20 protein-coding genes are annotated in these 15,288 nt (G+C 69.1%); 17 read left to right on the top strand and 3 right to left on the bottom strand.

Features of this window, described 5'->3' with window-relative positions:
• Position 1: 1 nt before the first annotated feature.
• Genes ruvX through N803_RS16600 form a run of 4 tightly spaced genes read left to right on the top strand, consistent with a single transcriptional unit; the run spans position 2 to position 3,199 of the window.
• On the top strand, positions 2-520 hold the full coding sequence (gene ruvX / locus N803_RS16615) for a Holliday junction resolvase RuvX (RefSeq protein ID WP_035907420.1): 519 nt from the start codon (positions 2-4) through the stop codon (positions 518-520).
• Complete coding sequence (gene mltG / locus N803_RS16610; RefSeq protein ID WP_035907418.1) at positions 517-1,686, top strand: endolytic transglycosylase MltG; 1,170 nt, start codon at positions 517-519, stop codon at positions 1,684-1,686. The genes ruvX and mltG overlap by 4 nt, the downstream gene beginning before the upstream one ends.
• The gene (locus tag N803_RS16605) at positions 1,680-2,504 is read left to right on the top strand and encodes a shikimate dehydrogenase (RefSeq protein WP_245617360.1); all 825 of its coding nucleotides are present in this window, start codon (positions 1,680-1,682) and stop codon (positions 2,502-2,504) included. Before mltG ends, N803_RS16605 begins: the two co-directional genes overlap by 7 nt.
• Positions 2,501-3,199, top strand: a complete 699-nt coding sequence (locus N803_RS16600; RefSeq protein WP_052112411.1) for a prepilin peptidase — start codon at positions 2,501-2,503, stop codon at positions 3,197-3,199. The genes N803_RS16605 and N803_RS16600 overlap by 4 nt, the downstream gene beginning before the upstream one ends.
• 21 nt (positions 3,200-3,220) lie before the next feature.
• Here the strand turns inward: N803_RS16600 and N803_RS16595 are convergent, their stop codons facing one another.
• Entirely contained in the window at positions 3,221-3,745 is a 525-nt protein-coding gene (locus N803_RS16595; protein WP_035907415.1) for a hypothetical protein, read from the bottom strand.
• Between the two features lie 113 nt (positions 3,746-3,858).
• Here N803_RS16595 and aroC point away from each other — a divergent pair, with 113 nt between their 5' ends.
• From aroC to aroB, 3 genes are read left to right on the top strand one after another with little or no spacing between them, the layout of a single operon-like run.
• The gene (aroC, locus tag N803_RS16590; RefSeq protein ID WP_035907414.1) at positions 3,859-5,082 is read left to right on the top strand and encodes a chorismate synthase; all 1,224 of its coding nucleotides are present in this window, start codon (positions 3,859-3,861) and stop codon (positions 5,080-5,082) included.
• On the top strand, positions 5,076-5,600 hold the full coding sequence (locus N803_RS16585; RefSeq protein WP_156969839.1) for a shikimate kinase: 525 nt from the start codon (positions 5,076-5,078) through the stop codon (positions 5,598-5,600). Before aroC ends, N803_RS16585 begins: the two co-directional genes overlap by 7 nt.
• Entirely contained in the window at positions 5,597-6,661 is a 1,065-nt protein-coding gene (aroB, locus tag N803_RS16580) for a 3-dehydroquinate synthase (protein WP_035907412.1), read from the top strand. Before N803_RS16585 ends, aroB begins: the two co-directional genes overlap by 4 nt.
• 19 nt (positions 6,662-6,680) lie before the next feature.
• Here the strand turns inward: aroB and N803_RS16575 are convergent, their stop codons facing one another.
• Positions 6,681-8,261: an FMN-binding glutamate synthase family protein gene (locus N803_RS16575; RefSeq protein ID WP_035907411.1), complete on the bottom strand. Its 1,581-nt coding sequence runs from the start codon at positions 8,259-8,261 to the stop codon at positions 6,681-6,683.
• A gap of 107 nt (positions 8,262-8,368) precedes the next feature.
• Between N803_RS16575 and N803_RS16570 the strand changes: the two genes are divergently transcribed.
• The 7 genes from N803_RS16570 to N803_RS16540 all read left to right on the top strand — a co-directional run bounded on the left by N803_RS16570 (position 8,369) and on the right by N803_RS16540 (position 12,440).
• Positions 8,369-9,247, top strand: a complete 879-nt coding sequence (locus N803_RS16570) for an intradiol ring-cleavage dioxygenase (RefSeq protein ID WP_035907410.1) — start codon at positions 8,369-8,371, stop codon at positions 9,245-9,247.
• Positions 9,248-9,284: 37 nt separating this feature from the next.
• Complete coding sequence (locus N803_RS16565; RefSeq protein WP_035907408.1) at positions 9,285-9,851, top strand: NYN domain-containing protein; 567 nt, start codon at positions 9,285-9,287, stop codon at positions 9,849-9,851.
• A gap of 163 nt (positions 9,852-10,014) precedes the next feature.
• Positions 10,015-10,575, top strand: coding sequence for an elongation factor P (gene efp, locus N803_RS16560; protein WP_035907406.1), 561 nt, complete (start codon positions 10,015-10,017; stop codon positions 10,573-10,575).
• Positions 10,576-10,578: 3 nt separating this feature from the next.
• Positions 10,579-10,992 (top strand): transcription antitermination factor NusB, encoded by a 414-nt coding sequence (gene nusB, locus N803_RS16555; RefSeq protein WP_035907403.1) that lies wholly within the window; start codon positions 10,579-10,581, stop codon positions 10,990-10,992.
• Between the two features lie 182 nt (positions 10,993-11,174).
• Complete coding sequence (locus N803_RS16550) at positions 11,175-11,429, top strand: FitA-like ribbon-helix-helix domain-containing protein (RefSeq protein ID WP_035907400.1); 255 nt, start codon at positions 11,175-11,177, stop codon at positions 11,427-11,429.
• Positions 11,426-11,845, top strand: coding sequence for a type II toxin-antitoxin system VapC family toxin (locus tag N803_RS16545; RefSeq protein WP_035907398.1), 420 nt, complete (start codon positions 11,426-11,428; stop codon positions 11,843-11,845). The genes N803_RS16550 and N803_RS16545 overlap by 4 nt, the downstream gene beginning before the upstream one ends.
• Positions 11,846-11,858: 13 nt before the next feature.
• On the top strand, positions 11,859-12,440 hold the full coding sequence (locus tag N803_RS16540; RefSeq protein ID WP_035907397.1) for a dihydrofolate reductase family protein: 582 nt from the start codon (positions 11,859-11,861) through the stop codon (positions 12,438-12,440).
• Positions 12,441-12,499: 59 nt separating this feature from the next.
• Here N803_RS16540 and N803_RS16535 read toward each other — a convergent pair whose 3' ends face one another.
• On the bottom strand, positions 12,500-12,679 hold the full coding sequence (locus N803_RS16535) for a hypothetical protein (protein WP_035907394.1): 180 nt from the start codon (positions 12,677-12,679) through the stop codon (positions 12,500-12,502).
• A 219-nt stretch (positions 12,680-12,898) separates the two neighbouring features.
• On the opposite strand from N803_RS16535, the gene pyrR reads away from it, so the two are divergent.
• The 3 genes from pyrR to N803_RS16520 all read left to right on the top strand — a co-directional run.
• Positions 12,899-13,477 carry a bifunctional pyr operon transcriptional regulator/uracil phosphoribosyltransferase PyrR gene (gene pyrR, locus N803_RS16530; protein ID WP_052112410.1) on the top strand — a complete coding sequence of 193 codons (579 nt, stop codon included), beginning with the start codon at positions 12,899-12,901 and terminating at the stop codon, positions 13,475-13,477.
• A 17-nt stretch (positions 13,478-13,494) separates the two neighbouring features.
• Positions 13,495-14,490 (top strand): aspartate carbamoyltransferase catalytic subunit, encoded by a 996-nt coding sequence (locus N803_RS16525; protein ID WP_035907461.1) that lies wholly within the window; start codon positions 13,495-13,497, stop codon positions 14,488-14,490.
• A partial coding sequence (locus tag N803_RS16520) for a dihydroorotase (protein ID WP_035907458.1) occupies positions 14,487-15,288 on the top strand: 802 nt, incomplete at its 3' end. The genes N803_RS16525 and N803_RS16520, both read left to right, overlap by 4 nt.

Genomic DNA, 15,288 nt, shown 5'->3' with positions numbered 1-15,288 from the left:
CGTGCGCCCCGGAGTCCGTCTGGGGGTCGACGTCGGCACGGTTCGTGTCGGCGTGGCCCTCAGCGACCCCTCGGGCATCCTCGCCACCCCGCACGCGACGCTGGCGCGTGCCTGGGCTCCGAACGCCCCGGAGGCGGGGGACGACGATGTCGCCGAACTCGCGACCCTGTGCGTGGAACGGGAGGCCGTCGAGGTCGTTGTCGGACTGCCGCGTTCACTTTCGGGTGACGAGGGTCCCGCGGCAGCGGCCGCGCGCACGTATGCTGCGGAGTTGGCCCGCCGGGTGGCACCCGTGGGCGTCCGTCTTGTCGACGAACGCCTCACGAGTGTGGACGCCCACAGGGTCCTGCGCGACAGTGGAGTCGATGGACGTCGGCAGCGTGCAGTCGTCGACCAGGCGGCCGCCGTGCTGATTCTGCAGGCGGCACTGGACGAGGAACGCAGTTCGGGTCGCCCACCGGGTGAACCAGTGGAGCGACAGAAGCGGCGCAGGCCGAAGAACAAGGACGGACAACGGTGACCCAGGACCACCTCGAGACGACTCTCTTCGGAGAGCCTCCGCCCGAAGACTCCCGGCGTTCGCGTCGCCAGCGCCAGCGTCGTGGTGGCAAGGGTCGCCGCCTGCTCACGCTGCTGCTCGCCGTGGTGCTCGTGGGTGGAGCGACCACGATGGCTTTCACGCTGCTCAAGCCGGTCGTCTCGTCCCTCGTGGGCGGTGGCGATTCCGGCGGCGGTGAGGACTTCCCCGGCCCTGGTGAGGGCGACGTCTCCGTGACCGTCAAGCCGGGTGACAGTGGCGAGAGCATCGCGACGACACTCAAGACTGCCGGTGTCGTGAAGACGCGAACGGCATACCTCGAGGCCTCCGGCGCCGATCCCGCCGCCAGCTCCCGCATCCAGGCGGGCACCTACGCCCTGCGCAAGGGCATGAAGGCCGTCGATGCCTTCACCATCCTCAGCGACCCGGCCAACCGCCAGGGACCGCGCCTGACGATCCCCGAAGGGCTCTGGGCCAGCGAGATCATCCCGCGCCTGAGCAAGGCGACCGGCGTCCCCGTCGCCGACTACGAGGCTGCCCTCCAGAACCCCGCCGAGCTCGGCCTTCCGGCTGAGGCCAAGGGCAAGGTCGAGGGCTACCTCTTCCCGTCGAGCTACGAGTTCGACAAGAGCACCCCGGCGGCATCGCAGCTCAAGCAGATGATCGCCCTCACCCTGACCGAGCTGAAGAAGGCCGGCGTGGACCCTGCTGACTACACCCGCATCCTCACGGTCGCCTCGATCGTCGAGGGCGAGGTCAACGGCGACGCCGACCGCGCCAAAGTGGCCCGCGTCATCGAGAACCGACTCGACGACCCCAACGGGCCGACGGTCGGCATGCTGCAGATGGACTCGACGATCCACTACATCGAGCAGGAGCGGGGCCGCGCCGGCACCTCCAACGAGGCGCGCAACTCGGACAGCCCCTACAACACCTACCGGGTCAAGGGCCTGCCTCCGGGACCGATCAACAACCCGGGTGCCGCCTCGATCGAAGCGGCGGCCCACCCTGCCGACGGACCGTGGTTCTACTTCGTCGCCGTCAACCCGTCGACGGGCGAGACCAAGTTCGCCGTCACCCAGGCCGAGCACGATCGCAACGTGCAGGAGTTCAACAAGTGGTGCTCGGAGAACCGCGACAAGTGCTGAGGGCGGCCGTCTTCGGCTCACCCGTCGCTCACTCGCTGTCTCCGGTCCTGCACCACGCCGCGTATGCCGCACTCGGCCTTGACGACTGGACGTACGTCCGTCGTGAGGTCACCGAAGTCGAATTGCCCGGCGTGGTCGGCGCCCTCGACGACGAGTGGCGCGGGCTGAGCCTGACGATGCCGCTCAAGGAGGCCGCGTTCGACGTGGCCGCCTCGGTCACGGACGTCGCGCGCGAGGCCGGGGCCATCAACACCCTCGTCCGCCGCGAGGACGGTCGCTGGGATGGCGCCAACACCGACGTGATCGGCATCGTGCGCGCCGTCGAGCACGTGGCGCACGAGGGGGCGGCGCTCCTCCTCGGTTCCGGCGCGACGAGCCGTTCGGCGGCACTGGCTCTGGTCGACCTCGGGGTGCGCGACGTCGTCGTCGCGGCGCGCAACGCCGACGCCGCCCAAGAGGTGGTGACTTTGCTCGAGCGACACGACGTGACGGCCATGGCCATCCCTCTCGCGGTGTGGGCCCGTGAACCCCGACGGCTCGTCATCTCCACCCTGCCCCCGGCGGCCAGTTCCGCGACTGCTGCCGGACTGGACTCGGTCGCGCAACAGAAGTGGCACGAAGCCACGCTGCTCGACGTGGTCTATGCCGACTGGCCGACCCCCCTGGCGCAGGCTGCTGTCGCTCATGGGTCCGAGGTCATCTCGGGTCTGGACATGCTCGTGCACCAGGCAGCGGAGCAGGTCCGCCTCTTCACCGGACAGCGCCCGCCCGTTGAGGCGATGTTCGATGCGGCTCGGGAAGCCATGGCGAGTCGATGAACCGCGACGTCCTCTGGGTCCTGGCCCTGGTCGCACTCGTCGTCGGGGCACTCGTCATCGGACGGATCACCGCCCGTGAACTCGCCACGGGTGGCTATCGGATTCCCGAGGACGAAGCCACCCACCCGACTCCGCCCTCGTGGTGGGTCGCCCCGCTGCTGGCCGTCATCGTCGTGGTCCTGGCGACGACGATCGGTGACGTGGCCGACTACGCCGCGCTCCCGGCATACCTGCTCTTCGCCTGGCTGACCGTGTGTCTCGTGTGGATCGACCTCGACGTCCACCGGCTGCCCGTGGGGCTGACCCGGCCGGCACTGCCGGCCTTCGCGGTGCTGCTCCTGCCGCCGACGATCGCCACGGGTGAATGGGATCGGCTGCTGACCGCCGGCCTGTGCTGCGTCGGACTGACCGTCCTGTACGTGATCTTCGCTTTCCTGCCCGGCGGCGGGTTCGGCGGTGGCGACATCCAGCTCGCGCCGACGATCGGGCTGCTCCTCGGGTGGTTCTCGGTCGGCCACGTCGTCATCGGGACGATGGCGGCGTTCGTCGTCGGGGGAGTGACAGCGCTCGTCCTGCTCCTGACCGGGCGGGCCGGCCGGAAGTCCGCGATGGCATTCGGGCCGTCGATGTGCGCCGGCGCGATCATCGCCCTCGCATGGACGGGTGCGATCGTGCGCGGCCTCATCGGCGAGTGACCGGCCGACGGCGCCGCTGACTCAGAACTGCTGGATCGGTCCCGGGGCGGACGCGCCGAACGTCTCCCGCAGGTGCGACGCGCGGCCACCGGCCTCGAGGGCATCGGCCGTGCGACCCACCGACCGGGCACCCGGCCAGACGTGGATCCACATCAGGACGAGGGAGACGGCGGCGCCCACGAGATAGACCCAGATGCCGCCGTCGACGACGAACGCCAGCGCGATCGACCCGATGGCGATGGCCTCGCTGAGGGCGAAGCGGACCATCATCGAGCTCTGCCAGCGGGTGCGTGCCTCGGCCGCCGCTTCGTCGTCGCTCAGGGCCGACTCGAGGGGTGCGATGCGGTAGCCGATCGTCTCGAGGCCGACGTGGACCACCACTGCGGCAACCACCTGCGCGAGCGGCACCCAGATGGGCGGAGTCTCGTCGCTGGGCAGGACGAAGAACAGCACGAGGCCCATGAGGACGAGTGCGCCCATGAGGGCGCCGCACAGGATGCGTGCGGACAGGGCGAAGGCAGCGGGCGTCGTGGCCGGAGTCGTCATGTCGCGAGGGTAGCCGGGGAAGGAGCCCGGTATGCCGTCCGCCCGCCTTGCGTGGGCGCCCACGTCGTGACCGCGCCCGGCCCGGTGGATGGGGCCGTGGGAAGATCTGCCCCATGCTTCGTTGGTTGACCGCCGGTGAGTCTCACGGCCCCGCACTCCTCGCCACGATCGAAGGCCTGCCCGCCGGGGTGGAGGTGACCCGGACCGACCTCGCCGACGCCCTGGCCCGACGCCGGCTCGGCGCGGGTCGAGGGGCACGCATGAAGTTCGAGCAGGACGAGGTGGAGTTCCTCGGGGGAGTTCGACACGGGATCACCATGGGTTCGCCGGTGGCGATCCGCATCGGCAACACCGAGTGGCCGAAGTGGCAGACGGTCATGTCGGCCGACCCGGTGTCGGACGAGGCCTACGCCGCCTCCGACGACGTCAATGCCGAGAAGGAGATTGCGCGCAACAAACCGTTGACGCGTCCGCGCCCGGGGCACGCCGATCTCGTCGGAATGCAGAAGTACGCCTTTGCCGACGCCCGGCCGGTGCTCGAGCGCGCTTCGGCGCGCGAGACCGCGGCGCGCGTGGCACTCGGTGAGGTCGCTGCTCGCTTCCTCGAGCAGGCCTACGGAATCCGCCTCGTGTCGCACACGATCTCGATGGGCACTGCCGCTGTGGCCGATGATGCCCTGCTGCCGACGCCGGACCAGGTGGCCGAGCTGGACGCGAACCCCGTGCGGACGCTCGACCCCGAGGGCTCCGCGGCCATGGTGGCCGAGGTCGAGTCCGCCAAGAAGGACGGGGACACCCTCGGTGGCGTCGTCGAGGTGCTCGCCTACGGTCTGCCGCCGGGCCTTGGCTCGCACGTCCACTGGGACCGCAGGCTCGACGCTCGGCTCGCCGGCGCCCTCATGGGCATCCAGGCCATCAAGGGTGTCGAGGTCGGCGACGGCTTCCGCACGGCGGCAAGGCGCGGGTCGCAGGCGCACGATGAGATGGAGCGCGACGAGTCCGGGACGATTCGGCGCCGCACCGGCCGGGCCGGCGGCACCGAGGGCGGGATGTCCAACGGTGACGTTCTGCGGGTCCGAGCCGCGATGAAGCCGATCTCGACGGTCCCGCGCGCACTCGACACGATCGACACGACGGGCGAGGGTGAGGCCAAGGCCATCCACCAGCGCTCCGACGTCTCCGCTGTCCCGGCAGCCGGCGTGGTCGCCGAGGCCATGGTGGCCCTCGTGCTCGCCGAGGCCTGTCTGGAGAAGTTCGGCGGCGACTCGGTCGAGGAGACACGACGCAACCACGCGGCATACCTCGCTGCCATCCCCGAGACGATGCGCACGTGGTGACCACATCGGACCAGCGCCCCGTCGTCCTCGTCGGCCCACCCGGCGCCGGCAAGAGCACGATCGGCGAGGCGCTCGCGGCCGCGCTCGACGTGGCGTTCCACGACACCGACGCTGCCATCGAGGAGGCCCAGGGCTGCTCGATCTCCGACATCTTCGTGCTCGAGGGTGAACCGGCCTTCCGTGCCCTCGAGCGGGCCGAAGTCGCCCGTGCCGTGGCTGCCGAGCGCGGAGTGGTGGCCCTGGGCGGAGGTGCGCCGATGGACGAGTCGACCCAGCGCGCGCTCGCGGGCCACACAGTGATCTTCCTCGACGTGGGCATCGCCGATGCGGCCAAGCGAGTCGGATTCGACGGCAGTCGGCCGCTGCTCGCGATCAATCCACGGGCCGCCTGGACCAAGCTCATGAACGAGCGTCGACCGACCTACGAGGCAGTGGCGACGCATCGGGTCGACACTGCTGGCCGCAGCATCGAGGACGTCGTCGCACAGATCGTCGAGGCGTTGGGGGAGCAGGCGTGAGCGTGGTGTCCGTGGGCGGTGACTACGAGGTCGTCATCGAGTCCGGGTGCTCCCGGCGGGTCGCCGATGTCGTCGGAGACGGCGTCCAGCGCGCGCTCGTCGTTCATCCGGATTCCATGCGCGGCGTGGGTGAGCGAGTCACCGCATCGCTGCGGGACAGGGGAATTGACGCGTATGCCGTGGGCGTCCCTGACGCCGAGGACGCCAAGACCGCGGTGGTCGCCGCCGAGTTGTGGGCCCTGCTCGGGCGTCACGGGTTCACCCGCACGGATGTCATCGTGGGTGTCGGTGGCGGGACGGTCACCGACCTCGCCGGCTTCGTCGCCGCCACGTGGCTGCGGGGCGTGCCGGTGATCCAGGTGCCAACGACACTCCTCGGGATGGTCGACGCAGCCGTGGGTGGCAAGACGGGGATCAACACCGCCGAGGGCAAGAACCTCGTCGGGTCGTTCCACCCGCCGCGGGCCGTGCTGTGTGACATGGATGTGCTCGCGACGTTGCCGCGCGAGGACTACGTCGCAGGCCTCGCCGAGGTCATCAAGTGTGGCTTCATCGTCGACCCCGTGATCCTCGACCTCGTCGAGAGCGACCCCCAGGGGGCCACCACACCGGACAGCCCGCACGCGCTCGAACTCATCGAACGCGCCATCCGGGTCAAGGCCGACGTCGTGAGCCAGGACCTCCGCGAGTCGTCGCTGAGGGAGATCCTCAATTACGGGCACACGTTCGGGCACGCCATTGAGCAGGTGGAGCACTACCGCCGACGGCACGGGGAGGCCGTGGCCATCGGCATGGTCTATGCGGCCGAATTGGCCTGTGCCGCAGGCGTGCTCTCACGTGAAGTGGTCGACCGGCACCGCGCAGTGTTGAGCTCTGTGGGCCTGCCGACCGCCTATGAGTCGGGCCACTGGGCTCGGCTCGAGACGGCGATGCGGCGCGACAAGAAGACTCGCGGCGCGCTGCTCCGGTTCGTCGTCCTCGAGGACGTGGCGCGACCGGTGCGGCTCGAAGGGCCGACAGAGGAACAACTGCGCACGGCATACGCCGCCGTCTCTGCCTGAGACGTGACGCGGTTGTCCGTCAGATGGTGGCCGTCGGTGACGCCGGCGCGCTCGTGTCGTCGTCGCGCTCGGGCCACATGATCGACGTGATCTCGCGGGCGAGCTCCGGGCCGAGGGCGCCCCAGCCCGGCTCGTAGCCGTAGACCTTGCGCAGGGGTGTCCCGGTGCGGTTGCCGTCGAGGATCTCGACCGACTCCGCATCGATGAGACCCGGGTGCGGGACGCCACAGGCCTCGGAGACCTTGAGGAGGTCGCGGCGCAGCGTCTGCAGGTAGTTGGCGAGGCGCACGGACTTGAGGTCGGGGTCGAGGCCATGGGCGAGCCACGGGTCCTGGGTCGCGACGCCGGTGGGGCAGCGGTCGGTGTGGCACTTCTGCGCCTGGATGCATCCGAGCGACAGCATCGACTCGCGTGCGACGTTGACCATGTCGGCGCCCAGGGCGAAGGCGACGAGGGCGTTGTCGGGCAGGCCGAGCTTGCCACTACCGATGAAGGCGACGTCGTCGGTGAGGCCAGCCCGGGCGAACGTCGAGTAGACCCGCGCGAAGCCCACCCGGAAGGGGAGCGCCACCGTGTCGGTGAACACGAGTGGTGCGGCGCCCGTGCCACCCTCGCCACCATCGACGGTGATGAAGTCGACCCCGCGCGTGCGGCTCGACATCTGGTCGGCCAGCTCGGTCCAGAAATCCATCTCGCCGACGGCCGACTTGATGCCGACGGGAAGTCCGGTCTCGTCGGCGATGCGCTCGACCCAGTCGAGCATCGAGTCGACGCTGTCGAACTCGGCGTGCCGTGACGGGCTGACGCAGTCCTCTCCCATCGGGATGCCACGGATCCGGCTGATCTCCTCGGTGATCTTCGCCGCCGGGAGGAGACCGCCGAGGCCGGGCTTGGCGCCCTGGCTGAGCTTGACCTCGATGGCTCGGACCGGGGCACCCTGGACGAGGTCCTTGAGCCGAGCGAGGTCGAAGCGGCCCTTGTCGTCGCGGCACCCGAAGTAGGCCGTCCCGATCTGGAGGATGAGGTCACCACCCTTGCGGTGGTGGTCCGACAGGCCGCCCTCGCCCGTGTTGTGCAGCGCCCCGGCGAGAGCGACGCCCCGGTTCATCGCCTCGATGGCCGGGCCGGAGAGCGAGCCGAAGCTCATCGCCGACACGTTCACGACCGACGCGGGTCGGAAGGCGTGCCTGCGCCCACGAGGTCGTCCCAGCACCTTGGCCGCGGGCAGATCGACCTTCTCGTCGTGGTGGCCGTGCGCGACGGCGGTCGACGGCGCCCCGGCAGAGAAGGTGCGGTGCTTGATGATCGGGTAGTTCTCGAGGTGCTCGACGTCGTTGTCGGTGCCGAACCCGACGTAGTTGTTCTCGAGCTTGCTGCTCGCGTAGACCCACGCCCGCTGGTCGCGCGAGAACGGACGCTCCGCGTCGTTGCTCGTGATGATGTACTGCCGCAGCTCGGGACCGATCTTCTCGAGCATGTAGCGGAAGTTCGCGACGACGGGGAAGTTCCGCCTGAGCGAGTGCTTCTTCTGGGTCAGGTCCTTGACGGCGACCCCCGCGAGACCGACGACGAGGGCACCGACGAGCGACTTCGCTTTCATGCTTCGCAGTCTGCCTCTCCCGAGACGGCGTGAGCGGCAAACACGCTCACAGGAGCCGCACAGCCGACTCATGATTGCGTCATGCGCTGCCGGGCCACTCTTGTCCCATGACTTCGCGACCCTCACCCCAGCAGCCTCACCCCGACCACGACCGCGGCCTCGAGTTCGATGTCGCCACCCTCCTCGATCGCCGCCGGGCCCTGGGGATCTTCGGGGGCGCCGGTCTGCTCGCCCTGGCCGGATGCGCAGCGTCCGACTCCACCGGCTCCAGTGCGACCGGCGGATCGACCATCACCTCGAGCGCCTCGGCATCGACCTCCGCGGGCGCGGCCACGTCGAGCGGCACTGCGTCGACGGTGTCGACCGAGGTGCCCGACGAGACCCAGGGCCCCTATCCCGGAGACGGCAGCAACGGTACGAACGTCCTCGACGACAGCGGCATCATCCGGTCCGACATCACGAGCTCCTTCGGCACGTCGACGACGAAGGCCGAGGGCGTGCCGCTGACCGTCAACCTCACCGTGACCGACAGCGAGAACGGCTACGCGGCGATGGAGGGTGCCGCCGTCTACATCTGGCACTGCGACCGTGACGGCAACTACTCGATGTATTCGCAGGGCGTGGAGAACGAGAACTACCTTCGCGGGGTCCAGCCGACGAATGCCAACGGGACGGCGACGTTCACGACGATCTTCCCCGCGGCCTACAGCGGCCGGTGGCCACACATCCACTTCGAGGTCTACCGCTCGACCGCCGACGCCACGAGCAGCGGACAGATCGTCAAGACCTCGCAGATCGCGCTCCCCGACGCGGTGTGTCGGGCGGTCTATGCGACGGCCGGCTATGAGCAGAGCGCCCGCACGCACGAGCAGACCACGCTGACCTCCGACAACGTGTTCGGCGACGACGGCGGCATTCACCAGCTGGCCACCGTGACCGGGGACGTGAGCAGCGGCTATGTCGCCAACCTGACCATCGGCGTCTGATCCCACCGTCGGGCCAGCGCCACCTAGACTCGCCATCATGTCCGACGAACCGGTCCTCACCTATGTCCTCGTCGACGGCGAGAACATCGACGCCACCCTCGGCACCTCGATCCTCGGGCGTCGGCCCCAGCCGGACGAGCGACCGCGCTGGGACCGCCTGCTGGCCTTCGCCCGGGAGACGTGGGAGCAGGACGTCCGTGGCCTGTTCTTCCTCAATGCCACGACGACGATGCCGATGTCGTTCATCCAGGCCCTCAACGCACTCGGTTTCACCCCCGTCCCGCTCTCGGGTGACTCGGACGTCAAGGTCGTCGACGTCGCCATCCAGCGCACCTTGCGGGCCATCAAGGAGCGCGACGCCGACGTCATGCTCGTCAGCCACGACGGCGACTTCCTCGAGGAGCTCGAGGCGCTGCTCGACGATGACGACCGGCGGGTCGGGCTCATGGCCTTCCGTGAGTTCCGCAACAGCGGCTTCACCGCGCTCGAGGACGACGGGCTCGAGAGTTTCGACCTCGAGTACGACGTCAAGGCGTTCACGTCGCCGCTGCCGCGCATCCGCGTCATCCCGATCGAGCAGTTCGACCCGTCGCAGTTCCTCTGAGCAGCGCGCCGGGCCGCGTGACCGACTCGCGGATTCGGGGCTGGAGCCGGCTGCCGGATAGACTCGCCTGCGCATTACCGGCCAAAGACTTCCGGGACGTGGACGCGCGACTGCGCACACGGCATACCGAATCTTGTCAATCACATCGAAAGCGAACACACACGTGGCATCGACGAACGACCTCAAGAACGGCCTCGTCCTCAACCTCGAGGGCCAGCTCTGGACCGTCGTGGAGTTCCAGCACGTCAAGCCCGGCAAGGGTCCGGCCTTCGTGCGCACCAAGCTCAAGAACGTCCTCTCGGGCAAGGTCGTCGACAAGACGTTCAACGCCGGCGTGAAGGTCGAGACGGCCAACGTGGACAAGCGGACGATGCAGTACCTCTACAACGACGGCACCGATTACGTCTTCATGGACGGCGACACCTACGACCAGATCTCGGTCTCGCCCGAGATCGTCGGCGACGCCTCGAAGTTCATGCTCGAGAACCAGGAAGCGATCGTGGCCCGCCACGACGGCAACGTCCTCTTCATCGAGCTCCCGGCGTCGGTCGTCCTCGAGATCCAGTACACCGAGCCCGGCCTCCAGGGCGACCGCTCGACCGGTGGCACCAAGCCCGCCACGCTCGAGACCGGCGCCGAGATCGCCGTCCCGCTCTTCCTCAACACCGGCGACAAGGTCAAGGTGGACACCCGCGACGGGTCCTACCTGAGCCGCGTCAACTGACCTGTGGCTGCACGCACCAAGTCGCGCCGTCGCGCGATCGATCTCCTCTTCGAGGCCGAGCAGCGTCAGCTCAATGCCGGCGAACTGCTCAAGGAGCGTCTCGCCGCACCCGTGACCGAGGCTCCGCTCAACGAGTTCACGGCCGACCTCGTCACGGGAGTCGTCGCGAACTGGACGCAGATCAACGACCTGCTGACGACCTACTCCCAGGGCTGGACCCTCGACCGCATGCCGGCCGTCGACCGCGCCATCCTGCGGCTCGGCGCCTACGAGGTGCTGTTCGCGCCGGACGTGCCCGAGGTCGTGGCGATCAGTGAGGCCGTCGCGCTGGCGACCGAACTGTCGACCGACGACTCGCCGAAGTTCATCAACGGACTGCTCGCGCGTCTCGTCGAGGTCAAGCCGACCCTGGGCTGACGCCCCTGGGCTGACGCCCCTGGTGTCGTACGAACGGCCGCCGACCCATGTGGGTCGGTGGCCGTTCGCGTTGTGGTCCGGTTCGTCTTCTCGGTATGCCGCGTGCTCGAGTTGCGCAGATCGGTGCGGCGCCAGCGGTGCTAGCATTGACAGCACGTCATCGAGAGTAGGGAGGGGTCGGGATGAGCACGCTCACCATCCGCAAGGTCGACGAGGACGTGAAACGCCGCCTCCAGGTGCGGGCCGCTCAGAACGGGCGTTCCATGGAAGCCGAGGTGCGCGCAATCCTCGACGAGGCCGTCGCGCCCGCGGCAGTCGACGCTGGTGACCCTCTCTTCGAAGCGTTGGGGGAGTTTCGTCGGCTCACCGGAGGCGTGGAGCTTGAACTTTCCGCCCGCACCGATGTGGATGACCACCGCGTGCCGGACTTCTCATGATCGTTCTCGACACCAACCTCGTCTCGGAAGTCCTTCGGTCAGAACCGAATCCCGGCGTCGTGGACTGGTTGCGGGGCGTACCTCATCCCGTGCGGCGGCTGAGCGCCATCACGGTGGGGGAGCTTCTCCAAGGGGTCTTCGTTCTGCCGGAAGGTCGACGGCGTGACCAGGTGCATGCCGGGGTGGAGGGTGTGCTCCTGACCTTCAGCGGGAAGGTGTTGGACGTCGACGCGCGCTCCGCGCCCTACTTCGCCGAGATTCGGGCCCGGCGACGCCACACCGGGCGCCCCATTCGCACGGCTGACGCGTGGATCGCTGCGGTGTGCCGACGTTGGGACGTGCCCTTGGCCACGCGCAACGTCAAGGACTTCGAGGGCACCGGCATCGCCGTGATCAACCCGTGGGAGCCGGCCTGACAGGATCGGCTCCATGCGCAAACTGGTCTACTACGTCGCCGTCACGCTCGATGGGTTCATCGCCGGACCGGACGGGGGAGACCCGAGTGGGGCCGAGTTCTTCCCGATCACGCCGGATCTCATCGAGTTCATCGTCGCGAACTACCCCGAGACCTTGCCGGGGCCCGCGCGCGACGCGATGGGGATCAGTGCGCCGGGCGCGCACTTCGACACCGTCATCGAGGGGCGCGCCTCCTATGACCTCGGGCTGGTGGCCGGCATGGACGACACCTATCCGCACCTGCGCCACCTGGTCGTGTCGACCACGCTCGCAGACCGGACGGACCTCCCCGTCGAGATCGTGTCGAGCGACCCACTGGCGAGGGTTCGTGACCTCAAGGCCGAGGACGGGCTCGACATCTGGCTCGTGGGAGGCGGCACGCTCGCCCACGCGCTGCTCCCCGAGATCGATCGACTCGTCCTCAAGGTCAATCCGTCGGTGATCGGATCCGGAATCAGCCTGTTCGCAGGGGAATCCGCGCACGCACGCTTCGCGCGCGTCGATCAGGTTGACCTTGCGGGCGGGGTCAGCGTCGTCACCCTCGACCGGGTCTGAGGCGAGCCCGGAACGGGACTGTCACGACCGGCATACCGGCGTGTTCGTGCTTCTCGTGTTCAGCGCGAGGTGACCGGTGCTGGGAGTCGGGCGCCGAAGACGACCTCGGGCCAGGCGGCCCGGGCGAGCCACGCGCGGTAGGTCTCGATGTCGGCGTCGCGCGGCGGAAAGATCGGCGACCGCTCGGTGGAGGAGGCGCAGGTTCCTCCGGCCTGGTTGGTGCTGGTTTGCGGGTGCATCGCGCCTCCTTCGGTGAGTGGGGTGGTGCCCCAGTACATCACATGCTGTTGGGGGAGACATAGCAGTCAGTTATGTGTCTCGATCGGTGGAACGGCCACGCCGGGTCGCTTTGGGGGACGACGCGGGGAGTCGCTACAGTGGGGCGACCGACATCCTTTAACGACCTGTCCCGTGAGGCAGGGAAGGAGGTCTTGACACTGATGTGTCCAGACGCAGCCATGCCCGCTCGCTCCTCGAGTGAGACCGACCCCGTGAACGACGCCGGGAGGACGGTCCTCGGAGCCGCCGACATCTCCCGGGCGTTGCGTCGCATCGCCCACGAGATCCTCGAGGCCAACAAGGGCGCCGAGAACCTCGTTCTCCTCGGCATCCCCTCGCGGGGAGTTCCGCTCGCACGCCGGCTCGCGGCGACGATCGCCGAGTTCGAGGGCCGGGAGATCCCGGTCGGCGCACTCGACATCACGATGTACCGCGACGACCTGCGCCACCAGCCCACGCGCGCGCCCATGCCGACCGACATCCCCGAAGGTGGCGTCGACGGCAAGGTCGTCGTCCTCGTCGATGACGTCCTCTACAGCGGCCGCACGGTGCGCGCTGCGCTCGACGCGCTCGCCGACCACGGACGCCCGGCTGCCGTGCGCCTCGCCGTCCTCGTGGATCGCGGCCACCGCGAACTGCCGATCCGCGCCGACCACGTCGGCAAGAACCTGCCCACCGCCCAGACCGAGAAGGTGCGCGTCCGCCTGGCCGAGCTCGACGAGGCCGACAGCGTGACGATCGCCGGAGGAGCCCGATGACCTCGCAGGCGACGCGTATGCCGCGCCACCTCCTGTCCATGGCCGACCTGGATGCTGCCGGGATCCGCACGATCCTCGACACGGCGACGCAGATGCACGACGTGCAGAAGCGCGAGGTCAAGAAGATCCCGACCCTGCGTGGACGCACGATCATCAACCTCTTCTTCGAGGACTCCACCCGCACCCGCAGTTCCTTCGAGATCGCGGGCAAGTGGATGAGCGCCGACACGATCAACATCACGGGCAAGGGGTCGTCCGCATCCAAGGGTGAGTCCCTGCGTGACACGGTGCGGACCATCGACGCGATGGGTGTCGACGCCCTCGTCATGCGCCACGGCGCCTCCGGTGCCGCACACCAGGTGGCCCAGTGGGTCGACGCCCACGTCATCAACGCCGGCGACGGCACCCATGAGCACCCGACGCAGGCCCTGCTCGACGCCTACACGATGGAGCGGCGGCTCGGCTCGCTCGAGGGCAAGCGCGTCGCCATCGTCGGTGACCTCACCCACTCGCGCGTCGTGCGCTCGAACCTCATCTCGCTGCGCCGGCTCGGTGCCGACGTCACCCTCGTCGCCCCGCCGACTCTCATGCCCAGCGGCATCTCGGGCTGGGCCGAGCGCGACGGGTTCGCCCTGAGCAACGACCTGGACCATGTGCTGCAGGCCACGGGGTCCACGAAGCCGATCGACGCGCTGATGATGCTGCGCGTGCAGAAGGAGCGGATGAGTGGCGGGTTCTTCCCGACGGCACGCGAATACACCGTGGGCTACGGCCTGACCCGCGACCGCCTCACCCGACTCACCGACGCGAACCCGGAGATCGTCATCTGCCACCCCGGCCCCATGAACCGCGGACTCGAGATCAGCGCCGACGCGGCCGATGCCGCCCAGAGCCTCATCCTCGACCAGGTGAGCGCGGGTGTGGCGGTCCGCATGAGCGTGCTCTATCACTTGCTCGCCGGTGAGGACTCGCCCACCGAAGCGGCGGCCACGAGCGAGGGGAGCGCGGCATGAGTGACGTGCTCATCACGGGGGCCCGACTCCTCGACGGCGAGGCCACGGATGTCCTCGTCGTCGATGGTGCGATCGCCGAGATCGGCACCGGCCTCGACGCCCCGAAGGACACCGAGCGCCTCGATGCCGACGGCCTCGCCCTCCTGCCCGGCTTCGTCGACCTGCACACCCACCTGCGCGAACCCGGCCGCGAGGACGCGGAGACCATCGCGACCGGTTCGGCGGCTGCGGCGGTCGGCGGATTCACCGCTGTGCTCGCCATGGCCAACACCAGCCCGGTGACGGACACGGCCGAGGCCGCCGAACGCATCCATGACCTTGGTCGTGCCGCCGGCCTCGTCGATGTCCAGCCCATCGGGGCGGTCACGAAGGAACTGGCCGGTGAAGAGCTCGCTGAGCTCGCCCTCATGCATCGCTCGCGTGCCGGCGTGCGCGTGTTCTCCGACGACGGCCGCTGCGTCCACGACTCCCGAGTCATGCGCCGCGCGCTCGAGTACGTCCGCGCCTTCGGTGGCGTCGTGAGCCAGCACAGCCAGGACCCGTATCTCGCCGGGAGCAGCGCGTGCTGCCACGAGGGGGAACTGAGCGGCCGGCTCGGTCTGCCCGGGTGGCCTGCAGTGGCGGAGTCGAGCATCATCGCCCGCGACGCCCAGCTGGCACAGCACACCGGTTCGCGCGTTCACGTGGCCCACGTGAGCACCGCCGAGGGTGTCGAGGTCATCCGGTGGGCCAAACAGCGCGGCATCGACCTGACCGCCGAGGTGACGCCGCACCACCTGCTGCTCACCCAGGACCTCC

Source organism: Knoellia subterranea KCTC 19937 (assembly GCF_000768685.1).
Classification (GTDB): Bacteria; Actinomycetota; Actinomycetes; order Actinomycetales; family Dermatophilaceae; genus Knoellia; species Knoellia subterranea.
Note: the sequence above shows the minus strand (reverse complement) of the source record. Positions and strands in the feature narration are given on the sequence as shown.

What these genes read in the sequence shown, in the direction of transcription:
- N803_RS16595 (WP_035907415.1), bottom strand. Translation starts at nt 3,745, where the DNA reads ATGACGACTCCGGCCACGACGCCCGCTGCCTTCGCCCTGTCCGCACGC.
- N803_RS16535 (WP_035907394.1), bottom strand. Translation starts at nt 12,679, where the DNA reads ATGCACCCGCAAACCAGCACCAACCAGGCCGGAGGAACCTGCGCCTCC.
- N803_RS16540 (WP_035907397.1), top strand. Translation starts at nt 11,859, where the DNA reads ATGCGCAAACTGGTCTACTACGTCGCCGTCACGCTCGATGGGTTCATC.
- N803_RS16545 (WP_035907398.1), top strand. Translation starts at nt 11,426, where the DNA reads ATGATCGTTCTCGACACCAACCTCGTCTCGGAAGTCCTTCGGTCAGAA.
- N803_RS16575 (WP_035907411.1), bottom strand. Translation starts at nt 8,261, where the DNA reads ATGAAAGCGAAGTCGCTCGTCGGTGCCCTCGTCGTCGGTCTCGCGGGG.
- aroC (WP_035907414.1), top strand. Translation starts at nt 3,859, where the DNA reads ATGCTTCGTTGGTTGACCGCCGGTGAGTCTCACGGCCCCGCACTCCTC.
- N803_RS16600 (WP_052112411.1), top strand. Translation starts at nt 2,501, where the DNA reads ATGAACCGCGACGTCCTCTGGGTCCTGGCCCTGGTCGCACTCGTCGTC.
- N803_RS16550 (WP_035907400.1), top strand. Translation starts at nt 11,175, where the DNA reads ATGAGCACGCTCACCATCCGCAAGGTCGACGAGGACGTGAAACGCCGC.
- N803_RS16565 (WP_035907408.1), top strand. Translation starts at nt 9,285, where the DNA reads ATGTCCGACGAACCGGTCCTCACCTATGTCCTCGTCGACGGCGAGAAC.
- pyrR (WP_052112410.1), top strand. Translation starts at nt 12,899, where the DNA reads ATGCCCGCTCGCTCCTCGAGTGAGACCGACCCCGTGAACGACGCCGGG.
- N803_RS16525 (WP_035907461.1), top strand. Translation starts at nt 13,495, where the DNA reads ATGCCGCGCCACCTCCTGTCCATGGCCGACCTGGATGCTGCCGGGATC.
- N803_RS16570 (WP_035907410.1), top strand. Translation starts at nt 8,369, where the DNA reads ATGACTTCGCGACCCTCACCCCAGCAGCCTCACCCCGACCACGACCGC.